This window comes from Paenibacillus lacisoli, from assembly GCF_030580655.1.
Classification (GTDB): Bacteria; Bacillota; Bacilli; order Paenibacillales; family Paenibacillaceae; genus Paenibacillus; species Paenibacillus lacisoli.
In genome coordinates this window covers 26,789-47,702 of record NZ_JAUQTB010000013.1, presented here as the reverse complement: position 1 = coordinate 47,702, position 20,914 = coordinate 26,789, and the positions used below count along the sequence as shown (strand labels likewise).

Here is a 20,914-nt window from a genome sequence, read left to right as displayed (position 1 = left end):
TCGGAGCGAAAAGGCTCTGCCTCTTCCAAGCACCCAATAAAAGGGTTCTCCTCCATGCTATCGCTTCTGCGTAAAGATTGCAAAAAAACGAAATAATTGTAACCTGTGCCTATTTTCATTCCATTTGCTTGCCAATCATCAAAAAAGGGACGCCGGCAGCTGCCGGTCATCCCTATCCTATCTATTACTATTGAAAAACGTATTAACGGACATGCCGGACTCCGAATCATGCTCTCGCATACTTGCGGGTACGCTCATCGGAGATGACACCGCCCCAGTTCATTCCAAATGCAAAATCATAGACATGGCCCTCCGTATCCACATGGCAGTCCATATCATGCGGTACATCCTCCAGCTGCTCTTCCACCGTCTTCATGTTCGCAGGCATCTGCATGGGCAGCAGACCTGAAGGCTCTACGGCACCGCTCAACACTTCCATAAGTGCCTGGTCCTGTACCCCAAAGTTAGCAACAATCGCATCGACCTCGGCCTCAAATTCTTCCACAACCGCCGGGTTGGACAGCAGCATGGAGACGATGACCGGCTTGCCGTTCATCTGCCGCTTGGTATCAAGCACGGCGTCAAGGTCCGCAGTATTGTGCGGTGTGACACTTTTACCCTTATAAGAACGGTTCAACACATCCCCCTCACGGCTGTCACCGGCCAAGCTCACTTCACGTGCATGCTCAGCGGTATAAGTCCCATACTGCAGACTCAGCGGCACATAACCATTGCCTCCCTGCTCAACATCCTCCTGGCTGTACCCTGTGCCGGATTTCGGTGAATGGATAAACACGAGTCCAAAGTCAGCTTCTTCCGGCTTGTCGGTTACATTGAAGTACTTGGACACCACATTCAGATTCACCGGATATTCATAAGACGGGGGCGTCGGGTTTCCGAACCAGTCTTTACCTTCAGGAAGGGAGCGTTTTGGAATGTAAACGGTGCTCTTCTGCTGCAGCGGCAGCACCCCGTCATGGTTCTTCAGCAGAACAATCGACTTGAGCTGGGCTTCGTAGCCCTCTCTCATGAACGCTGCATTGCCGACCACCCGCTCGCTCTCCTCCGGATCAAGGTATGGATTCTCGAACAGACCTAGACGGAAGATGTTCTTCAGCAGTCGAACCGCAGAGCGTTCGAAGCGGCTGCGCATTGCCTCCTCACCGTGTTCAGCGACCCCCATCCGGTAAGCTTCCAATACCGGTTCAATCTCATTGTTGCCGCCGAACTGGTCAACGCCTGCCATCAGCAGCTTGTAGTGCCGCTCGGCCACACTAAGCTTCTCCACTCCCCATGGCTTGCCGCTCAGGAATGAATCTCTGGCCGTCTCATCTGCGGTAATCAGCCAGTCCGTGCAGACAACACCGTCGTATCCATATTTCTCACGAAGCAGATCTTTAATAATATAAGTACTGTAGGAATTACCCACGTTCTCGCTGGTGGCCTGGTCGACGGACACCGTATAATACGGCATAACCGCAGAAGCCGTCCCCGTCTTGCCTGACAGCTTGAATGCACCGTTCACGAATGGCAGCAAATGCTCTTCAAAGTTATCTCCCGGATACACCGCATACTTGCCGCAGCCGTAATGGGCATCGCGGCCAGCTTCCCCGGAACCGCCGCCTGGCCAGTGCTTCACCATTGCATTGACACTGTCGTATCCCCAGCCGTCCATAATCTCACGTTCCGATCCAGAATTCTGGAAGCCGTCAACATAAGCTTCCGCCATAGCTGTGGTCAGCCCGGAGTCCTCGCCGAACGTACCGTTAAAACGGAACCAGCGCGGTTCAGTCGCAATATCAATCTGAGGGGACAGTGCTGTGCTAAGACCAAGTGCACGGTATTCTTTTGCCGCTACCTGGCCGAATTTGCGCGTCACTTCCGGATCGAAGGTTGCGGCAAGACCTAATGACTCAGGCCACATGGAAATTTTACCGCCTGAGCCTGCATTGAATTCAGAACTGGAATCTGAAGCATGGCGAGGGTCTGAGCTGTTGTTGGCCGGGATGCCGTGGCCGGTTCCCTCTGCGAACGCCTGAACCTTGTTGTTCCAGCGGGCGGCAATCGCAGGACTCTCTACGGTAGTCACCAGAATATGCCTCAAATGATCTTTCGCCAGGAAGTGAAGCTGCTCATCCGTTAACTCCCATGGTTTAGCACCGCTCTCTTCATAGGTTTTACCGCCGTAGGTACTGGCAAACCAGCCTTTGCTTTCAGCCGGAATCGATTGATGGCGGCTGTACAGCATAAGCCCTGCGATTTGCTCGACAGACATTTTGGAAGCCAGATCTTTCGCACGCTGTTCCGCGGGCAGACGCCAGTCTTCGTAAATGTCGAGTTCTCCGTCTTTGCTGAGGTCCTTAAAATACAGTCCGTCTCGTTCGATAATCTTGACGCCGGATGCGGGCGAATAACCCAATACGGGGCCATTCGGATTATGAACGTATTGAATCGTTTGTTCGTTGGGTACAGCTGTAGTTTGACTCATAATAATGATCCTCCATCCCCTAAATGCAGGTGTTTTATTGATTTCAGATAAACAAGAAAGAGCCGGGGATATCTCTGTCTCCGGCTCCTCCCTGTTCAGATTCCTATCCTTAGCATGATGCAATCCGTTACAGTGCCTGGTGCTGACTTCCGCCTACGATAGGACTGGCTTCTGTACTCTTGGGACCATCCACCTGCGGATTCTGTCCCACTTCCGGAATTGGCTTAAGTGCTATGACTGACAATACGGTGCACACGGCCAGCGCAATATAAAAGAAGGACCAGCCGCCGACGCCGAGCAGGAGTGGAGCAATGGCCGGAACAATAGATTGCGGAAGCGCATTGGCCACGTTCATGATGCCAAAGTCTTTGGCCGCATCCTCCTTATTAGGAAGAATGCGGGACACCAGCGCCATATCAACGGCCGAGAAGCAGCCGTAACCGATACCAATCAGCAGCGAAGCGAGTGTGTAGGACATCATCGTTGGCACAAACGCATACAGGAAAATCCCTGCGGCAATGACGATAACGGTTACATAAAGGAACGGCTTTTGTTTCCCTACTTTATCGGACCAGATTCCGCCCAGCACACTGGTAATCGCCGTACCGATCATCGCAATAATGTTAATGGTGGCTACGCTTGCTGTTGCAGCGCTTTCAGACAAGCCCATACGGTTTACGAGCATGACAGTCAGGTACAAGCTGCTGCAGTACCCCATCATCATCAGAAATTTTAATGCTACAGCCCACGTAAAGTGCGGGTATTTGCGCGGACTCGGGTACACCTTGCTAATTCTCTCGCTCAGCGAAGCCTTGGTTTGAGGCTTTTTGACAACATCGACTTTACCATCACGAATCAGGAACAAGCTGATAAGCGGTCCTACGATACCCAGTGCAGCCATAACCGACCACTTCACGCCGGTGGAGGCATCCCCCATCACATTCATCAGCAGCATACCGATCGCAATCGAAGCCGGGATACCGAGACCCATAATACCGGAAAGGGTGCCCTGCCGCTTGGAATCAACCTGATCCGGAATCAGGGCTGTATAGGATGCCATTCCAAAGTTAAAGAACAATTGAGCTACAGCCCAGCCCAGGATAATCTGCCAGGTTTGCGAAGCAAAACCAACAACCAGCAATGCGGCACAGCCGACCAGAGGCCCTATCAGAATCCATGTACGCCGGCGGCCGAAGGAGATATTCGTACGGTCACTGATCGCCCCGCCGATCGGGTTGCCCAGCAGGGCAAAGAAAGCCCCGATCCCGGCTACCAGACCGTAAGAAGAGGTATAGCCGTTGGGATCAATTTCAATCATCTTAAATGTCAGCAAAAGCGTTGCAGGAGTCATAAGTGCTAGCATCATCAGGCCATAGCCGAGTATGATACCGAATGTGAGCCGGCGAAATGGTGTGATCGCCTGACCTTTTATAACGGAACCAGCCATTGTGGTTACCCCCTTTATCTACTTGGAAACGATTACAATTTCATTGTAAATGAAAACGCTATCTCTATGAGAGATAGCGTTTTATATAGATTTAGGTTAATTTTTAATCAGTTTAGTGTAACCGCTTCATTTCATGACAGGTCGCTTCATTAAAAATTGACATAATCACTACAGCACGGGAATGATCTCGACCAGCTGCACAGCGTGCGGCTCCAGCACGGAAACACAGGTCCAGCTGTCTTGAATCTCCAGCTGCTGCACATGACGCCGTGGTACCGAGCTGTCCTGCAGATAGCTCAGGTCCTCCGTCCTCAGTACCGAAGGGGCCCCCATCTCCACCCACTTGTCATAGCTGCTTCCATGCAGCCGGTCAATCGTATGGGTAACGACTTGGTATAGACCCTCCGGAATCCCTTTCAGCTCAATCTCCTGCCGAAGGGTCTTCTCCTCTTTGAAGCCGTTATAACGATTAGTGGCATGGATAAAAGACGTATCTCCCATAGCATAGAGGTCATCGAAGTGAGCATAGTTGTAGGTCATGATCTGATACCCGCCGTTACCGGCTGTCACGATGCTGCCTTCCTCACGGGCGATCCGTGTGCTTCCCAATCTGGACAGCAGCTGAAACGCATACATTCCGGGTTTCGGAATACCATACTGCGTCAACAGTCCAAGCCCGCCATGAAACAGCTCTGCTGCAGCGGGATATTCCTCGTGATTGTCACTTAATACCCAATAACCGAAGCTTTCGATGCGATCCAGATTCTCCACGATATTCTTCACAATATAAGCCGCCTTGTACAGCGTATCGTTAGTCAGATCCCGGTGATACGCGGTCGAATTCCACTCTGTCAGATACAGGGGAAGCTGTGACAGTCCCAGATCCTGCAGCAGCTGCTGCTCACGGATCAGCATATCCCGCAAAAAATCCGGATTGGCGGAGATGCCCTTGAATTCCTCCAGCAGCTTGCGGTAGGCGAGGGGGACGTCGAGCTCGTCTGATTCAACAATCTGGTCCATGCCCTCGTGCGGATAGAAATGCACCGGGACAAAATCCGGAATACAATCTCTCTCCCGGCAGAAGGCGAAAAATCGCTCATTCAGCTCATTGGAGTGAATCGTAATGATTCGCCCCGGCCCGCCAATCTGCAGTCGCGGGGAAATCGTTTTGACCGTCTCATACGTACGGGCATACATTTCATTAAACTCATCCAGCGTGGACGGCCAGAAGATCGGGAATTCCGGCTCGTTCCAGAACTCAAACATCCAGCTCTCCACCTCGGCTGCACCATAACGGTTCATATTATGCCGGATAAAGGCGTCAACCATGCCGCACCAGCGGTCGAGCGAAGCCGGCGGACTCGTATAGCTTTTACGGTAAAAGACCGTTTTGTCCGGGTCCGCAGCCATCGCCGAAGGCATAAAGCCCAGCTCGATGAAAGGCTTCAGCCCGATCGACAGCAGAAAATCAAACAGCTGGTCGGTCAATCGGAAGCTCAGCACAGGCTGGCCGGAGGAGTCCTCACGGTAGACCGACATCCCGTCATCGAAGATACCATGAAAGCGCAGGTAACGGAATGGAACGGTACGCTGCACATATCTCAGCTGCTCCTGAATATCACCAAGAAGTCCTTCCTGGGCTTTACCGATCGTGATCACATTTCTCCACGTATGACGGAGCGGGTCTCCCGCTCCCCCAACCTCAATTGATCTTCTCACCAACTGAATGGAATGAAGATGCTCCTCATGATAGGTCACTCTCCGCTGGAGATACTGGTTAATGATCCCGAGCGCGCTGGATTGATTAAAGGTCAGGTAATTGGATGAGGGACGTTCCTGCTTGCCTTCCCGGAGATCCGGCCTGTACTGCTTGCGGTATTCATTTGGCGTTATGTGATAGCGATTCTTGAAGGCTGCGTAGAAGGACTTAACGTTCGGAAAGCCATGGTTTTCTGACAGCTCTGCAATGGGAAGCTCTTCATGACGCAGCAATTCCTCCACCGCGTTCTTAAGCCGGATGCTGGTCAGATAGTTCTGAAAATTAAGGCCCATGTGTTCACTAAAAAACTTGGACAGATACGGTACTGACAGAAACTCGCGCTCCGCAATCGATTGCAGGGTTACCGGCTCCTTATAGTGGTCCTCAATATAAGTAATAATCCGGAGCATCCGTTCCATGTACTTCTCATTGGCTCCCCCGGCGGTAACGCTGGATTTAAACTGCTTGACCAGTACGGAGAGCACTCCGAGCATACGGGACTGCATCTCCAGCTCGTAGGCTTCCCCCTTCTTATAGGTCAGGTGGACCATCTCGGCCAGCAGCTGGCGGATCTGGTCCAGTGCAGACTTCTTCTCAGGCGGGGCCGTACCGGCATGACAGTCGAACTGTATGTGCTCACCGCCCGCCAGATTAGCCTTCATATAGTTCAGCGGGATCTGAAAGGTAGCGATGATATTCAGATCAAGTCCGATCACTTCATGAACGAGCGAGTGGTTGATCAGCAGCACATCTCCTTCACTAAGGCTGTACTTGAGGCTGCCGACGGAGGCCTCCAGATTGCCCCGCAGCACAAAAATGATCTCCATGCTGTTGTGCCAATGGCTTGGTACATAGTTCACACTGTGCAGCGAGACGTCAAAAGGAACGCATTCATCCGTGACAATCAATTCATAGATGGAACTGCTCATGAATCAGAACTCCCCGAGCAGCCGGTCCAGCTCCTGAAGACTGTGACGCAGTCGTTCCTTCGGCAGACCGGCATAACGGTCGCCCAGACTGATTTCACTGTAGCAGGTTGATGGCCCTGTCTCGTTCAAATAGGCAATCAAGCCGACACCGGTTGTCTCCTGTACCTGAATCAGGATAGGCTCCAGCTGGGCCCGCGGCACGTTGAAATAAACATGAAACATGCTGCTGACAGGTGTCTGCGGCAGGGTGGAAACCTGCCTGCATGCATTCAGCTGGGCCGCCAGCTCCTTGGCTTCTTCATAATACTGGCCCATCTTATCCTGCCGCTGCCGCAGATAATGGTCTGCAGTGATGATATAAGGATAGAGGCTGATGAGATCGCCGCCGTGACGTCTTTTCCATACTTTTGAAGCTTCCGTAAATGAGCGCTCTCCTGCAAGCACGGCCCCTGCAATACCGCCGATTCCCTTGTAGACGGAAAGATAGACACTGTCGAACAGGCTGCACACCTCGGCTGCTGTTCTCTGATAATAAGGCAGAATCTCAAGCAGGCGTGCACCATCGAGGTGAAGCCTTATTCCCTGCTCACGGCAATAACGTGAAATCGCCTCCAGCTCTTCATAAGCAGGCAGCTGCCCGCCAATCTCCCGCTGAGGCAGCTCCAGCAGCAGACAGGAAATATCCTCCTGCAGCCCTTTCACATCCTCAAGCGTGATTAACCGCTCCGGATCCGCCAGCAGCACAGACTCGATATGATGAAGCTCCTTCAGCCCGTTCTCTTCGTGGATTTCCAAATGGCAGAGCGGATGGTAAGCGACTCTCTTCAAGCCTTTCTCTTCACACCAGATCCGCAGTGCAATCTGCTGGGCCATCGTTCCGCTCGGAAAGAAAACAGCACGCTCCTTGCCCAGCAGATCTGCCATTCGCTGCTGAAATTCCTCAATGACTTCCCCTTTACCGTACATATCGCTCAGCAGACTGCCATCCAAAGAATCGAATACATCCTTCAGCACCTGAACGCTGCGCGGGCCATGCCCGGCAATTTTGTATTCAGCCGCATTATACGAATCCGCCAATGTTGTTTCTTTAGTCATTCTATTCCCTCCGATTCCTTGATCTGCTTGCCTGTTTATAATTCAACGGCCACTCCGTAATGATCGGAGACCACCGGTCCGTTCGTACCGTTCAACACGACCTGAGAGCGAAGCGCCTTCACAGGCTGTGAAGAGAAGATGTAATCAATTCGAAGCTTGGCCTCATTGTTTTTCCAGCCGGCAATAGCTTTAGTCACCGTGGCTCCATCATCCCGCTGTGCTGCTGCATGATAGAGATCATGCCAACCACGGGAGACGACATAGTCGTATCCTTCGTCACGGACCTCCGCGACATTATTAAAATCGCCCATTATATACATTTGACGTGAACGGTAAGACTGAAGCAAATCCTCTGTACGATCCCACTGCCCGCGGAAGGATTCTTCATCATTCCACCAGCCGTAATGGGCGCTGAAGAACCAGACAGCCTGTCCGAGCACTTCCGTTTCAATCCCTGCAATTTTGCGTGTGCGGTAATTGTTATGATCTTTCAACTGGGAGACATAATCGTGCATCGTACCGGTGATCGGCTTCCGGGACAGCAGGGCGAGGCCTTCATCATATACGGAAAACGTCTTGTGGGTCGTTACCCAAGTCCAGGAATAAGGCTGATCCAGCTGCTCGCGAAGCAGATAGGCAAAGTTATCTTCGCGGATGACCGTTTCCGGATCCGATGCGTGATAGCCCGCCAACGCAGATATTTCAACGGCCCGGCTGTTCTGCTGCTGGTTCACTTCCTGAAGTGCGATGACATCGTACTTCTGTTCATTAATGAAATCGGCCAGCTGCCGGATTTTATCCAGCTGTTCAGTCTCCATCCAGGAGTGGGTGTTGAGCGTTAACAGTTTCATGATGTCACCTTCGCTTGATGTATTTTTGATATATCGTTATTAACAGTATACTCCTTGAACATTCATCTGCCGAATTCGGTGTACGGTAAAAAGAAACAAGCACCCCTGAGCCTGGGGTGCTTCAAGAAGCCGTTAGGCTTTAATTTTTATGACGGCTTTCCCTTTAACCCGGCCTTCTCCAAGATCACGAATCGCCTGGGCCGCATCGTCCAGTGAATAACAGCGGTCTACAACAGGAGAAATATAGCCCGCCTCGGCCAGCTCCTTCCATACCTGTTGATCTTCGTGATTTGGGCGATGAATCAGAAGCGCGAGATGCTTATCCTCAAATCTGGAGGTCAGCGGCGCCGCAATTATTGTTTTAAAGATGCTGGACATGGTACCGCCGATCATAACATAGCTCCCTCCTGGCTTAAGCGCGCGCTTGATGGAGGCTAACGAACGGGTTCCAACCACATCCATGATCAGATCATAGTGCAGCTTGTTGGCTGTGAAGTCCTCTGCAGCATAATCCAGGACATGATCTGCTCCAGCCTGACGCATGACCTCCAGCTTATCGGCACAGTCTACACCGCTCACTTCTGCTCCAAGGTATTTGGCATATTGGATTCCGAACGTACCAACGCCGCCCCCCGCCCCATTGATCAAAACCTTCTGGCCTTGCTGAAGCTTACCCTTATCGCGCATACCCTGCAGTGCAAGAACCGCGGCCTGGGGAATGGCGGCCGCCTGCTCGAAACTCAGCCCGGCCGGCTTGGCAGTCAGGGCCTTTTCCTGCACACTGACATATTCTGCGAATCCGCCCCAGCCTGATCCGGAAATATCGCCGAACACCTCGTCCCCCGGCCGGAACCGCTGGACACCAGCACCAGCAGCAACGACCCTGCCTGCGATATCTGCCCCAAGTATACGGTAACGGGGCTTGCGCAGTCCGCCCATGCGGTTCACGAAGGGCTTGCCTCGCAGCAAATCCCAGTCCCATGAGTTTACCGAAGCCGCATGAACTTCAATTAATACTTCATACTCCTTCACTGCGGGAATGTCCACCTCTTCAATCCGCAGGACCTCGGGTGATCCGTACTGGTCATAGACCAGGGCCTGACAAGGCCTTTGTAACCAGACAGACCATCGTAGCTCTCGAAAAAGGGAATTATTCGCCTTCTCTCGAATTGGCTTTCCGCATTGCTCTGGCCTTTCATTTACCTCTGGAAGAAGTATTCTTTTATGAGACAGAGACAGAGACCAAGTCCCAGGAAAATTAGTGCTTTCGTTTCACAGCTTGTGAATTTATTGAAAGTGGGGATGTTAAATGAGTTTGAGGACTGCAGGCAGATTGGTGGGTTTTTTCTTTATTCTTGCAGTTGTTACAGCCGTCGTGGGGGGGCTTGTTCTGTATGATCCTGTTCTAAAGGATCCCGGTTATCTGGTTCAAGGTGCTGAACATGCCAACCAGGTCATATTAGGAGCGCTTATGGAGTTACTTCTTGTCATCTCTGCTGTGGGTACTGCAACAACCATGTTCCCGGTCCTCAAAAAATATAATGAAACGATCGCACTCTGGCACGTCTGCTTTCGTTTTCTTGAAGCAGTTGTCATAACGATAGGTCTCATCAGCGTACTGTCTCTGGTTACCCTGAGCCGTGAATTTACAGCGGCGGGCGTCTTGGACACAACCTCTTTTCAAGCTTCGGGAATTGTATTAAAAGCCATTCACGACTGGACCTTTATGCTTGGCCCCTTGTTCATGCTCGGAATTAACACCATGATGTACAGCTATATTTTTTATAAATCCAGATTGTTACCGAGATTTATCCCTATTCTGGGCATGTCAGGGGCAGTGCTAGTTTTCATCTGTGCCTTGCTGGTCATGTTCGGTGTAATTAAGCAGGTTTCATTCTGGGGAGGAATTCTTGCGCTGCCTGTTGCCGCTAATGAAATGATTCTGGCCGTATGGCTCCTTATCAAAGGATTCAATGAATCTGCCTGGACCTCCCTGTCTGCTAACAAGAGCGTACAAAGCTGCAGCTAATCTCTTATGCTCCTCCCAACCAATCTGCATTTTCTAATTTTATAATTCTAACCTTTTTTGCTTCGCAGCCCTGTCCACCCCTTTATCTTCTCATGTGGTTAGTCTCCCTTCTTCAGTAGTTCATCATGATGATATGAAGACTGAATCCGGCCCATAGGCGGGAAATTCAATATGTCCTCTGGCAGCTGCATTGAGCCGGGCGGCCAGCGTATTGTCCCACCAGTCACAGGACGGCGGTACGACCGATTGAAGCTTGCGCAGATACTCCGGCCGCCGCTGCAGATAATATTTCTGATGGCGTTCTTCAGCGGGATAAAACTCGGTAAGCATCGCAATCTCTGTGGCACTGCGGTCTGTACCGCTATGATGCCTCCGGGCAGCCTCCATAGCGGTACACCGCTGCTCTTCATCAAAACACAGGATCAGCGACCGGTACTGTCTTCCTTTATAATTGTTAATCACAGCAGGCTGGTGATGGTTCCAGAACAGCTCCAGCAGTTCCTCATAGCTTAGCCGCTGAGGGTCATATTCGACCCTGACACATTCCGAATGATCGCCCAGACAGCGGTATCGGGGAGCGGGGGCCGTTCCACCGGCATACCCTGTCTTCGTGCCTATGACGCCGGGCAGTGCTCCGAACCGGGCCTCTGGTCCCCAGAAGCAGCCCATACCGAACACGGCCAGCTTCGGCTGCAGTACTGCATGATCTTCGGTGTTCATCGTTTCCCCCCTGTTCATGCTGGATAGACCAAAATACCAACATACATTCGTATATTTGTTATAATAAACTCATTAATAAAGTTCCATCTAATCAGATTTACCAATCAGGTCAGGAGACGATGACATTCATGCTGCCAATCTATATGATGGATGATTCGCAGTGGCGTGCCCTGCTGCAGGATACCGCCGCCGCGATCAATGACCTTACTATAAAACGGGGGTTTCAATATTTCAAACAGGGCCGGGTCCGGCAGTTCTCCATGCCTGATGCCGGCCAAATTCAGGCTGTTGTGCAAGGCAGCGAGGATTATAACGTGGTGCTGAATCTGGATGAGCTGCCCGAAAGCCGCTGCGCTTGTCCGATTCAACAGAACTGCAAGCATATAGCGGCTGTTCTGATGGAATACGCCGACCGGCAGAACCGCCCCGTGACTTCCATCGTCAATGTGAATTCAACAGCGCTGTTCCAATCCGCCGGCAAACCAGGCTTGGCTGCACGAAGCGGAATGACTGCAGGCAAAGCCGCTCCTGCTGCAGGAACTGGCGCCGGCTCCCAAGCACCGGTGTCCGCTCTGCACAGCAAGGCGGCCCTATTCGTGCAGTTTAAAGTGCTGGCCGAGTCCCTCCCGGAGCGGCCGATTGCTGCCTGGCACGAGCTGTTCCAGCGCTGCATTGACGCAGCCGGGGTCGGCAGCAGCAATACTTATTTCACCGAGAGTGCACTGAACTCGCTGATGGCGATCAAACCCCCGCTCTCCGGCGGGATGGAGCAGCTGTACCAGCTGCACATCCGGCTGTTTCTGCTGGGCCGGCTGGTCCCCCGGCAGCGTCCCGCGGGAACGCCCGGCAGCACCTATATGGGGTACCATACCCAGATGGCGGCTGACGAGATCAAGACAGCCATTGACGGCCTGCTCCAGGAAGGATTGGATGCTGCCGTAGATATGGAAGCGGCCCTGAAGCACCCGGTTGCCGAAGCGGAAAGTCCTGTGACCAATAACAGCTCTCTGGTCGGGGCCCGCATTCAGGAAACGCTGGACGATCTCCGCGATCAGATGCTGTCCCAGTACCGTCAGCTCGAGTACTACCCGTCCATTTACTATGGAATCTGGCAGTTCTGGATTTCACCGCGCGTTCATGGGAAACCGCTGTACCGGGAGGAGCTGGACAAGCTGCAGCAGGCCGGATCTTCTCTCGAAGAAGTGCCCGCTTCAGCCCGTCTGCCGCTGCACCTGGCTGCTGCCTGGATGCATTTCTACCTTGACGAGGATGATTTGGCGCTGGCCGAGCTGCAGACTGCTGACCGCACCCACTCCCTCCGGTTTCCACCGGAGCAGCTGCTCCCGTTCACCCGCAGGCTGGCTGAGAATCAGGCTTGGTCCCGCCTGCCCGCTTGGCTGGAAGGAATTGCGCCGCTCCTGTCCGGCGTACGGTCCGGACAGCTGAAGGAATATACCGCACAATGGCTGATCTGCGCCGAGCAGGTTCCCGGCGCTGAAGCTTTAATGTGGTCGGCGCTGCGCGGCATGCTGCCGTCCACCGCCACCATCTACCAGGAGCTGCTCCTGGCTCGAGGGCGCTGGCGGGAATGGATGGATTACCAGCTGAGCGCGGGCAAGGAACCGCTGGAATACCGTGTAACGGAGCTGCAGCCGCTGGAGAAAGAAGCCCCTGAACTGCTGCTGCCCTTTTATCATCAAGCTGTGGAACGATATGTCCTGCAGAAGAACCGCAGCAGCTACAAATCGGCGGTCAAGCTGCTAAAGCGGCTGGCCAAGCTGTACAAGAAGCTCAAGCAGCAGGAGCGCTGGGACGCCTATATAGAAGGCTTTGCTGTTCGCCACAGCCGTCTGCGCGCACTGCAGGAGGAAATTCGGAAAGGGAAGCTGCTGTCATGAATCCATATGTTAACGATATTACGATCGGCCTGTTCCTGACATCTTACGGGGATGCCCTGGTTTACGGGTCGCTGCCGGACGGACGGCCTGTGCCCGGCCTGCAGCTCAAACAGCGGCTGTTTGCCTGGCATGCGCCTTCCTTTTATGGCACCGAGCTGGAGCTGCAGCAGGTAGAGGAGATGGAGCTGGCCGTTCTTCCTGCCGAGCAGGTGATCCCGTTCCTTGCTGAACCGGCCTTACTCGCGCACTTGTCCTGGACTTGGGATGAGGCCACTGAGCCTCTGCTCGCTGCCGCTCCGCCCCTGGCAGAGAGCATCAACCAGCGCCACTACATCCCCAGCTTCAAGGCCTTCCGTGAAGGCAAGCTGCAGTGGCTCTGGGATGAAGACCGGCTCGATTGGCCGGTCAAGAGCCAGCTTCGGCAGCTGAGCGAGGATATCGACCTGATGGCCGGCCTGACCGCAGCGTATTCCGCCGCGGTCTTCCAGCGCCATTACGGTACCGAGGCCGAAGCTGCCGACCTGCGGCGCGAATATCCGCAGCTATTCGCAGGCCGCAACCCGCGTCTGGCCGGGCTGGACGCGAAGACCTGGCTCGTCGAGCTGGGCTGGAAAGCCGACACCGCGCCGTTCCGGCCGCTGCTCCAGCTGCTCGAGCCGGGCGAGGAAGAGCCCGCCTGGCGCCTGCAGCTGGTGCTCCAGGACAAGCTGGACCCTGTCCATCTGGTCCCGGTGCACCTGGCGGCCAGCGGCGAAGCCGCCGGATCGTGGCCGGACAGCTGGTCGGCCTCGATTGTGGAGCGCTCCAGCGGCTGGCTGGAGCGGCTGCGAGCCGGCCTGCCGCGCGAGCGCTGGGCCGGGCTGCAGGAGGATGTCCTATCGCGGCCGCTGGATCATGAAGCGGCCTGGCAGTTCCTTACATCCGACAGCCGGCGGCTGCTGGACCTGGGCTGGCAGGTGCTGCTGCCAGCCTGGTGGGAATCCGCCAGCCGCAAGAAACCCCGCCTGCGTGCCAAAGTGCAGGCAGAGGAAGCCGCCGAACAGCAGCAGAGCGGAGAATCGCTGTTCGGGCTGAACTCGCTCATTGCCTTCGACTGGCGGATTGCCATCGGCGATGTCGACCTGAGCGAGGAGGAGTTCCTGGCGCTCGTGGACCGCAACGAGCGGCTCGTTCGCTTCCGCGGTCAATGGATTCCGCTGGATCCGGTGCTGCTGGCGCAGATCCGCCGCGCCATGGACGGGGTAGACCGCAGCAAGGGACTGTCCTTCCAGGACGTGCTGCATCTGCATCTGCTGAAGGCGCGGGACGAAGCCGAAGATGGCGAAGTCGATGAGGAAGAAGAAGACGAACGCGATCAGGTCCAGCTCGAGGTCGAGCTGAACGAACACCTGCTGGCGCTGATCGGCAAGCTGCGTCAGCAGAAGGATCTGCCCCCGCTGCAGGTGCCGGAAGAGCTTCATGCCACCCTGCGCAGTTATCAGCAGGAAGGATTCACCTGGCTGGCCTTCATGCGCCGCTTTGGGCTCGGCGCCTGTCTTGCCGATGATATGGGGCTTGGCAAGACGATTCAATTTATTACGTATCTGCTGCATGTTCAGGGATCGGAGCACAGCGAGGCCGGTTCCCGGATGCCCGCACTGCTCATCTGCCCGACCTCGGTGCTCGGCAACTGGCAGAAGGAGATGAACCGCTTTGCCCCTACCCTGCGGGTAGGTCTGCATTACGGCAGCCGCCGTCATCATGGCGAGGCGTTCCGGCAGTTTACAGAAGAAGTGGATGTCATTCTGACCTCCTATGCTACCGCTACCCTGGATTTGGAGGAGCTGGCCCTGTATGAATGGACGGCCATCTGCCTCGATGAAGCCCAGAATATCAAGAACGCCCAGACCAAGCAGTCGATGGCGGTCCGCAGCCTGCCGACTGTGCACCGGATCGCTCTGACCGGTACACCGATCGAGAACCGGCTGGCCGAGCTGTGGTCGTTGTATGACTTTATGAACCCCGGCTATCTCGGAAGTATGCGGGCCTTCCAGAATCGCTTCGGCACCGCTATTGAACAGGAGCGCGATGAGCAGCGGATCCGGGATCTGCAGAAGCTGGTTCAGCCGTTCATGCTGCGGCGCAAGAAGAAGGATCCGAACATTCAGCTCGACCTGCCGGAGAAGAACGAGATGAAAACCTATGTCAGCCTGACACCGGAGCAGAGCGCCCTGTATGATCAGACGGTACAGGAGCTGATGACCCAGGTGAAGGAGCTGCAGGGGATGCAGCGCAAAGGCGCGATCCTCTCCGCGCTGACCAAGCTGAAGCAGCTGTGTGATCACCCGGTGCTGCTGACCAAGGAATCTGCGGATGTGCCGGAAACGGATGAGGAGCTGCAGGCCGTGAACCGCTCGCTCGTCGGCCGTTCGTCCAAGCTGGAACGGCTGCTCGCCATGGTACGCGAGCTGCGCGAAGAGGGCGAGCGCTGCCTGATCTTCACCCAATATATCGGGATGGGCGAGATGCTCCAGGAGGTGCTCAGCCAGGAGCTGGGAGAGCCGGTGCTCTACCTGCACGGCGGCATCTCCAAGTCCGCACGGGACCGCATGATTGAGCAGTTCCAGTCTCAGACCCTGCCTGCCGCAGAGCAGCCGTCCATCTTCATCCTGTCCATCAAGGCAGGCGGAGTCGGCCTCAACCTGACGGCGGCGAATCATGTCTTCCACTTTGACCGCTGGTGGAATCCGGCGGTAGAGAACCAGGCAACCGACCGCGCATACCGGATGGGACAGACGAAGGACGTGCAGGTGCACAAATTCATTGCGCTCGGCACGCTCGAGGAACGGATTGATGAAATGCTGGAGAACAAACAGCAGCTGAGCGATAACATCATCTCCAGTACCGAAGGCTGGATTACCGAGCTGTCCACGGAGGACTTGAAGGACCTGATCACGCTGCGGCGAAATTGGGAATAAAATTATGTAACAGCAAAAAGGGTGTTCCTGCTGCCATTGCGGCTGCGGAACACCCTTTTTGAAGAAATCCTTATTTCGTTTAGACCATAACCTTGCAGATGCTGTTCGTGAATTCCACCGGATCCTGAATCGGCAAACCTTCAATGAGCAAGGACTGGTTGTACAGAAGACCCGTATAGAGCTGCAGCTTCTCACGATCCTGCTCGTAAGCTTTTTTCAGAGACTGGAACACTTCATGCTGCAGGTTAATCTCCAGCACCTTGTCAGCTTGAACACCCGGATTATCCGGCATCTGCTGCAGAATTTTCTCCATCTCGATCGTCAGATCACCTTCGGCTGTCAGGCACACCGGATGGCTTTTCAGACGCTTGGAAGCTCTGACGCTCTTCACTTTGCCGCCAAGCAATTCCTGCATGGCCTCGAACAGTGCCTTGTTCTCGTTCTCTTCCTCTTCGGATACCTGGTCTGCTTCGTTCTCGATGCCGAGGTCGCCGCTGGATACAGATTTAAATTCTTTCTCCTTGTAGCTCATCAGCATTTTGATCGCGAACTCATCCACGTCATCGGTAAAGTACAGGATCTCGTAGCCCTTGTCCTTCACCATCTCCGTCTGCGGCAGCTTATTGATCCGCTCTACCGATCCACCGGCGGCGTAGTAGATATACTTTTGGTCTTCCGGCATGCGGGATACATACTCATCCAGGGTAACCAGCTTCTGCTCCTTGGAGGAGTAGAACATAAGCAGATCCTGCAGCATATCCTTGTTCATGCCATAGTCGTTATAGATACCGAACTTGAGCTGGCGGGCAAAGGAGCTGTAGAACTGCTCGTACTGCTCGCGTTCATCCTTCAGCATGCTCTGCAGCTGGCTCTTGATCTTGTTCTTGATATTCTTCGCAATCAGCGTCAGCTGACGGTCATGCTGCAGCATTTCACGGGAGATGTTCAGAGACAGGTCCTCGGAATCCACCATCCCTTTGACGAAGCTGAAGTAATCGGGCAGAAGATCGCCGCATTTCTCCATAATCAGAACGCCGTTGGAGTAGAGCTCCAGCCCTTTCTCATATTCCTTCGTGTAATAATCAAACGGCGTTTTCTCCGGAATATACAGGATGGCGTTATAGACTACAGCGCCGTCCGCACTGATATGAATATGCTTGAGCGGCTGGTCAAAGCCATAACGCTTTTCGGCGTAGAAATTGTTGTAGTCTTCATCCGTCAGTTCACTTTTGTTCTTCCGCCAGATCGGGACCATGCTGTTGACGGTCTGCTCTTCGCGGACCTCCTCATATTCGCTCTCCGTTCCTTCCTTCAGCTTGTTGGACATGATGTCCATTTTGATCGGATAACGGATGAAGTCCGAATATTTTTTGATAATAGCCTTCAAGCGGTACTCTTCCAGATACTCATCATAGGAATCTTCTTCCGTATTCTCTTTGATATGCAGGATAATATCCGTACCCACGCTGTCTTTCACAGCCGGCTGGATGGTATAGCCTTCAGCACCTTCAGACGTCCATTCGAACGCGGTATCACTGCCCAGCGCCTTACTGATTACGGTTACCCGGTCGGCAACCATGAAGGCAGAGTAGAAGCCGACGCCGAATTGACCGATGATGTTGTGACCATCCTGCAGCTCGTTCTCATTCTTGAACGCCAGCGAACCGCTCTTCGCGATGACACCCAGATTATTCTCCAGGTCCTCTTCGGTCATCCCGATTCCTGTGTCCGAGATGGTGAGCGTACGCCCTTCTTTATTCACAGATAATTTAATGTAATAGTCTTCTTTGTTGAATACCAGGGAGTCGTCCGTCAGTGCCTTGTAGTAGATCTTGTCGATGGCATCACTGGCGTTGGAGATCAGCTCCCGCAGGAAGATTTCCCGCTGTGTATAAATGGAGTTAATCATCATTTCGAGCAGACGCTTCGATTCGGCCTTAAACTGCTTGGTCGCCATGCGTGTTATTCCCCTTTCAAACCTTAAGTATGGTTAATCACAATTCATATGGATAACGCACGTTTAGCACTCTAATGATCAGAGTGCTAACACTAACTTTTATATAACATAAACCAAAATTGAATGTCAATGAAGATCAACCTTTAAACATTAACCGCACAGCTACAATAATCAAACATACCGATAAGGCACGCAAAATGATCTTGGCCGGCAGCCTCGATGCCACCTTGGCGCCCAGCTGGCTTCCGATCAGCGCACCGATGGCCAGCCAGAGCACCTTGATCCAGTCGATATGCCCCAGCCAGGCATGGGAAATGGTTCCCGCCAGAGCCGAAATCAGGATGGACAGTGCGGATGTCGCCACCGCAATATGCGGAGGGAAGGACAGCAGCATCACCATCGTCGGCACCATAATGGAACCTCCGCCAATACCGAACAGACTGGAGATAAATCCGACAATCAGGCCGATGCCGATCCCGGTCTGGATGTTGAACGAATACGTGAACCTCTGACCGGCAGCATCCACCAGAGTTCGGGTAACGGTAGGGCGCAGCAGGCCGCCTTTGGCACCTTCCTTCGGTTTCATGAGCAGGAAGAGGGCCATAAGGAAGAGGAAGATTCCCAGGGCAATGAAGAAGCCGCGGCTGCTGATGCCGCTCGACGTGATGGCTCCCAGCACTGAGCCCGGCACCATCGCCAGTGCAAAAGCGACACCGCTTTTGTAATCAATCCTTTTCTGCTTGATAAATGCCGCTGTACTGGATATAGAACTGATGGCAAGCACGGCCATGGACGTTCCGACAATTTGATAGACCGGCATTGGATAAACGAGGGCGAGGAATGGCACCATAATAAATCCGCCGCCTAATCCAACCACGGTCCCGCACAGGGATGCAAACAGCCCGACCAGGATCAGAAAAACATCATGCATAGGTTATTCAGCTCTTTTCTAAGTTGTAGTTGTTCAAAAAATCGCGCAGCGTCTGACACAATAATGCCGGCTGGTCAATCCACGGGTAGTGTCCGGCCTGCGGCAGAACCTTCATCCTGCTGTTGGACAGGAGCTGTGAAAGCCTGGCCGCATAACCGGCCGGACGCGGATCCGCAGCTCCATGGACGAACAAACTCGGCACCCGGATCTTTCTGACTTGCAGCCGGAAATCGTTCTTGACCATCCAATTGGCAGTATCGCTGTTCACCGATGCATTCACTTCCGCGTTAAGATAGGGACTCTCGGTTTTGGGCAGCAGGTGCCGGCGTTCCGGATAAAACAAATCCGTCCCTGCGCTCAGATAACGGATGCGATTCAGCGCGTTTTCCTGCTCCTTGCCGCTTAATTGTTCCACAGTCGAGCGTAGATATGTATATTCTTCCCGGTCCGCAGCCTGCATAAGTTTCAGCCGGTTTACGCGGTAATCCTGATGCCAGTCCGGGTCTATGCCCGTTCCTGACATATAGATCAGAGCCTCTACGCGCTCTTCATAACAGGCTGTGTAGGCGAGTGCAAGAAAAGCACCCCAGGAATGGCCGCAGACGACCCAGCGTTCGATACCCAGTGACATCCGCAGCTGCTCCAGGTCCTTAATCATGATGGCTGTATGGTAAGGACCTTTTTTGGCAGACCGGAAGCTTCCGCGCTGATCATATCGGATCACCTGGTAGTCCCGTGTAAGCATCTCTGCGACCGGCTCCATGTAATCATAAGAACCCGGTCCACCGTGCAGCAGCACGACCGGCAGTCCCTGCCCGTTCATGAGATGCCACAGCTTCGTGCCATTAACCTCCAGCATGCCGCTCTGCATAACCAGCCTCCTTTCATATATGATTTATATGGTACCCGTTAAAAGGTGATCATTCATGATGCGTATTCATGGTTATAAATGGATATTTTAAATAAAGAACCCCTCCATTATACACGAAGATCTGCCAGAAGTCGGACGACCGTAAAAATTGCCAACCCTTTGCGTTCATTTTCAGGTGAAAAAAAGCGCGTACTATGCTACAATACTAGGATTGTTAAGGCCAACATCTCAGGGAGGTTTAGTAAATCGCATGCTTACGATAGGTATTGCCGGCGGAACCGGTTCGGGAAAGACGACGGTTGCCCGTTCAGTTATAGATCGTTTGGGTTCAGGTAAAGTTACATTTATATCTCAGGATAATTATTATAAGGATCACGCCCATCTCAGTCTCTCAGAACGTGAACTGATCAATTATGATCACCCGTTTGCATTCGACAATGAGCTGTTGATTGAGCACTTGGAGCAGTTGAAAGACGGCCAGTCTGCGTTTGCTCCGGTGTACAATTTTGCGGCTCACGCCCGCTCGGCTGTGGAGACGGTAGAACTGCTGCCGAACAACATTGTGATCATCGAGGGGCTGCACGTCCTCTCGGATGAGAAGCTGCGCGGCCTGCTCGACATCAAGGTGTTCGTGGACACGGATCCGGATGTGCGCATTCTGCGCCGGGTGCTGCGGGATATTGAGGAACGCGGACGGACAATCCAATCGATCCACCAACAATACATGGCAACAGTCAAGCCAATGCACGAGGCATTTATTGAGCCTTCCAAAAAATACGCCGATCTGATCATCCCTGAGGGCGGGCAGAATGAAGTGGGCATCCAACTGCTGGCCGTGCTGACCGAGAAATATTTGACCGGTGACCGGACCTGGGGCGAAGCTTAATAGAAGCTATTGATAGTCATCCATGATGGATGGCTATTTTTTATTTTGTAATCTCTTCTTCCCTTCGCCATATGAAAAAGGTATCGGACAGCCAAC

Annotated in this window: 14 protein-coding genes and 1 pseudogene; 5 read left to right on the top strand and 10 right to left on the bottom strand. The window is 53.5% G+C overall.

The window, feature by feature from the left end:
* Positions 1 to 226: 226 nt before the first annotated feature.
* The 6 genes from Q5741_RS17520 to Q5741_RS17495 form a co-directional block, all read right to left on the bottom strand.
* On the bottom strand, positions 227 to 2,488 hold the full coding sequence (locus tag Q5741_RS17520) for a glycoside hydrolase family 3 protein (RefSeq protein WP_305025416.1): 2,262 nt from the start codon (positions 2,486 to 2,488) through the stop codon (positions 227 to 229).
* A 127-nt stretch (positions 2,489 to 2,615) separates the two neighbouring features.
* Entirely contained in the window at positions 2,616 to 3,935 is a 1,320-nt protein-coding gene (locus Q5741_RS17515; RefSeq protein WP_305025415.1) for an MFS transporter, read from the bottom strand.
* A gap of 168 nt (positions 3,936 to 4,103) precedes the next feature.
* Entirely contained in the window at positions 4,104 to 6,623 is a 2,520-nt protein-coding gene (locus Q5741_RS17510) for a GH39 family glycosyl hydrolase (protein ID WP_305025414.1), read from the bottom strand.
* Between the two features lie 3 nt (positions 6,624 to 6,626).
* Entirely contained in the window at positions 6,627 to 7,718 is a 1,092-nt protein-coding gene (locus tag Q5741_RS17505; RefSeq protein ID WP_305025413.1) for a threonine aldolase family protein, read from the bottom strand.
* Between the two features lie 35 nt (positions 7,719 to 7,753).
* On the bottom strand, positions 7,754 to 8,569 hold the full coding sequence (locus tag Q5741_RS17500) for an endonuclease/exonuclease/phosphatase family protein (RefSeq protein WP_305025412.1): 816 nt from the start codon (positions 8,567 to 8,569) through the stop codon (positions 7,754 to 7,756).
* A gap of 132 nt (positions 8,570 to 8,701) precedes the next feature.
* A complete protein-coding gene (locus Q5741_RS17495; RefSeq protein WP_305025411.1) occupies positions 8,702 to 9,601 on the bottom strand; it encodes an NAD(P)-dependent alcohol dehydrogenase in 900 nt (299 codons plus the stop codon).
* Between the two features lie 68 nt (positions 9,602 to 9,669).
* Between Q5741_RS17495 and Q5741_RS17490 the strand changes: the two are divergent.
* Together Q5741_RS17490 and Q5741_RS17485 are read left to right on the top strand one after the other, a co-directional pair.
* Positions 9,670 to 9,831 (top strand): annotated as a pseudogene (locus Q5741_RS17490) (helix-turn-helix transcriptional regulator); the annotation flags it as partial.
* Between the two features lie 47 nt (positions 9,832 to 9,878).
* A complete protein-coding gene (locus tag Q5741_RS17485) occupies positions 9,879 to 10,598 on the top strand; it encodes a DUF4386 domain-containing protein (RefSeq protein ID WP_305025410.1) in 720 nt (239 codons plus the stop codon).
* Positions 10,599 to 10,721: 123 nt separating this feature from the next.
* On the opposite strand, the gene msrA is transcribed toward Q5741_RS17485, so the two are convergent.
* Complete coding sequence (gene msrA, locus Q5741_RS17480) at positions 10,722 to 11,318, bottom strand: peptide-methionine (S)-S-oxide reductase MsrA (RefSeq protein ID WP_305025409.1); 597 nt, start codon at positions 11,316 to 11,318, stop codon at positions 10,722 to 10,724.
* 128 nt (positions 11,319 to 11,446) lie between these two features.
* Here msrA and Q5741_RS17475 point away from each other — a divergent pair, with 128 nt between their 5' ends.
* On the top strand, positions 11,447 to 13,216 hold the full coding sequence (locus tag Q5741_RS17475; protein ID WP_305025408.1) for an SWIM zinc finger family protein: 1,770 nt from the start codon (positions 11,447 to 11,449) through the stop codon (positions 13,214 to 13,216).
* Complete coding sequence (locus tag Q5741_RS17470; protein ID WP_305025407.1) at positions 13,213 to 16,173, top strand: DEAD/DEAH box helicase; 2,961 nt, start codon at positions 13,213 to 13,215, stop codon at positions 16,171 to 16,173. Before Q5741_RS17475 ends, Q5741_RS17470 begins: the two co-directional genes overlap by 4 nt.
* 79 nt (positions 16,174 to 16,252) lie before the next feature.
* Here Q5741_RS17470 and htpG read toward each other — a convergent pair whose 3' ends face one another.
* The 3 genes from htpG to Q5741_RS17455 all read right to left on the bottom strand — a co-directional run bounded on the left by htpG (position 16,253) and on the right by Q5741_RS17455 (position 19,932).
* A complete protein-coding gene (gene htpG, locus Q5741_RS17465; protein WP_305025406.1) occupies positions 16,253 to 18,130 on the bottom strand; it encodes a molecular chaperone HtpG in 1,878 nt (625 codons plus the stop codon).
* A 136-nt stretch (positions 18,131 to 18,266) separates the two neighbouring features.
* Entirely contained in the window at positions 18,267 to 19,061 is a 795-nt protein-coding gene (locus Q5741_RS17460; protein ID WP_305025405.1) for a sulfite exporter TauE/SafE family protein, read from the bottom strand.
* A 7-nt stretch (positions 19,062 to 19,068) separates the two neighbouring features.
* Positions 19,069 to 19,932, bottom strand: a complete 864-nt coding sequence (locus Q5741_RS17455; RefSeq protein ID WP_305025404.1) for an alpha/beta fold hydrolase — start codon at positions 19,930 to 19,932, stop codon at positions 19,069 to 19,071.
* A 250-nt stretch (positions 19,933 to 20,182) separates the two neighbouring features.
* On the opposite strand from Q5741_RS17455, the gene udk reads away from it, so the two are divergent.
* Positions 20,183 to 20,818, top strand: a complete 636-nt coding sequence (gene udk / locus Q5741_RS17450) for a uridine kinase (protein WP_305025403.1) — start codon at positions 20,183 to 20,185, stop codon at positions 20,816 to 20,818.
* Positions 20,819 to 20,914 lie beyond the last annotated feature (96 nt).

Coding starts and splice junctions, on each gene's coding strand:
- Q5741_RS17510 (WP_305025414.1), bottom strand. CDS start 6,623: ATGAGCAGTTCCATCTATGAATTGATTGTCACGGATGAATGCGTTCCT.
- Q5741_RS17520 (WP_305025416.1), bottom strand. CDS start 2,488: ATGAGTCAAACTACAGCTGTACCCAACGAACAAACGATTCAATACGTT.
- udk (WP_305025403.1), top strand. CDS start 20,183: ATGCTTACGATAGGTATTGCCGGCGGAACCGGTTCGGGAAAGACGACG.
- Q5741_RS17460 (WP_305025405.1), bottom strand. CDS start 19,061: ATGCATGATGTTTTTCTGATCCTGGTCGGGCTGTTTGCATCCCTGTGC.
- msrA (WP_305025409.1), bottom strand. CDS start 11,318: ATGAACACCGAAGATCATGCAGTACTGCAGCCGAAGCTGGCCGTGTTC.
- htpG (WP_305025406.1), bottom strand. CDS start 18,130: ATGGCGACCAAGCAGTTTAAGGCCGAATCGAAGCGTCTGCTCGAAATG.
- Q5741_RS17455 (WP_305025404.1), bottom strand. CDS start 19,932: ATGCAGAGCGGCATGCTGGAGGTTAATGGCACGAAGCTGTGGCATCTC.
- Q5741_RS17475 (WP_305025408.1), top strand. CDS start 11,447: ATGCTGCCAATCTATATGATGGATGATTCGCAGTGGCGTGCCCTGCTG.
- Q5741_RS17485 (WP_305025410.1), top strand. CDS start 9,879: ATGAGTTTGAGGACTGCAGGCAGATTGGTGGGTTTTTTCTTTATTCTT.
- Q5741_RS17500 (WP_305025412.1), bottom strand. CDS start 8,569: ATGAAACTGTTAACGCTCAACACCCACTCCTGGATGGAGACTGAACAG.
- Q5741_RS17470 (WP_305025407.1), top strand. CDS start 13,213: ATGAATCCATATGTTAACGATATTACGATCGGCCTGTTCCTGACATCT.
- Q5741_RS17515 (WP_305025415.1), bottom strand. CDS start 3,935: ATGGCTGGTTCCGTTATAAAAGGTCAGGCGATCACACCATTTCGCCGG.
- Q5741_RS17505 (WP_305025413.1), bottom strand. CDS start 7,718: ATGACTAAAGAAACAACATTGGCGGATTCGTATAATGCGGCTGAATAC.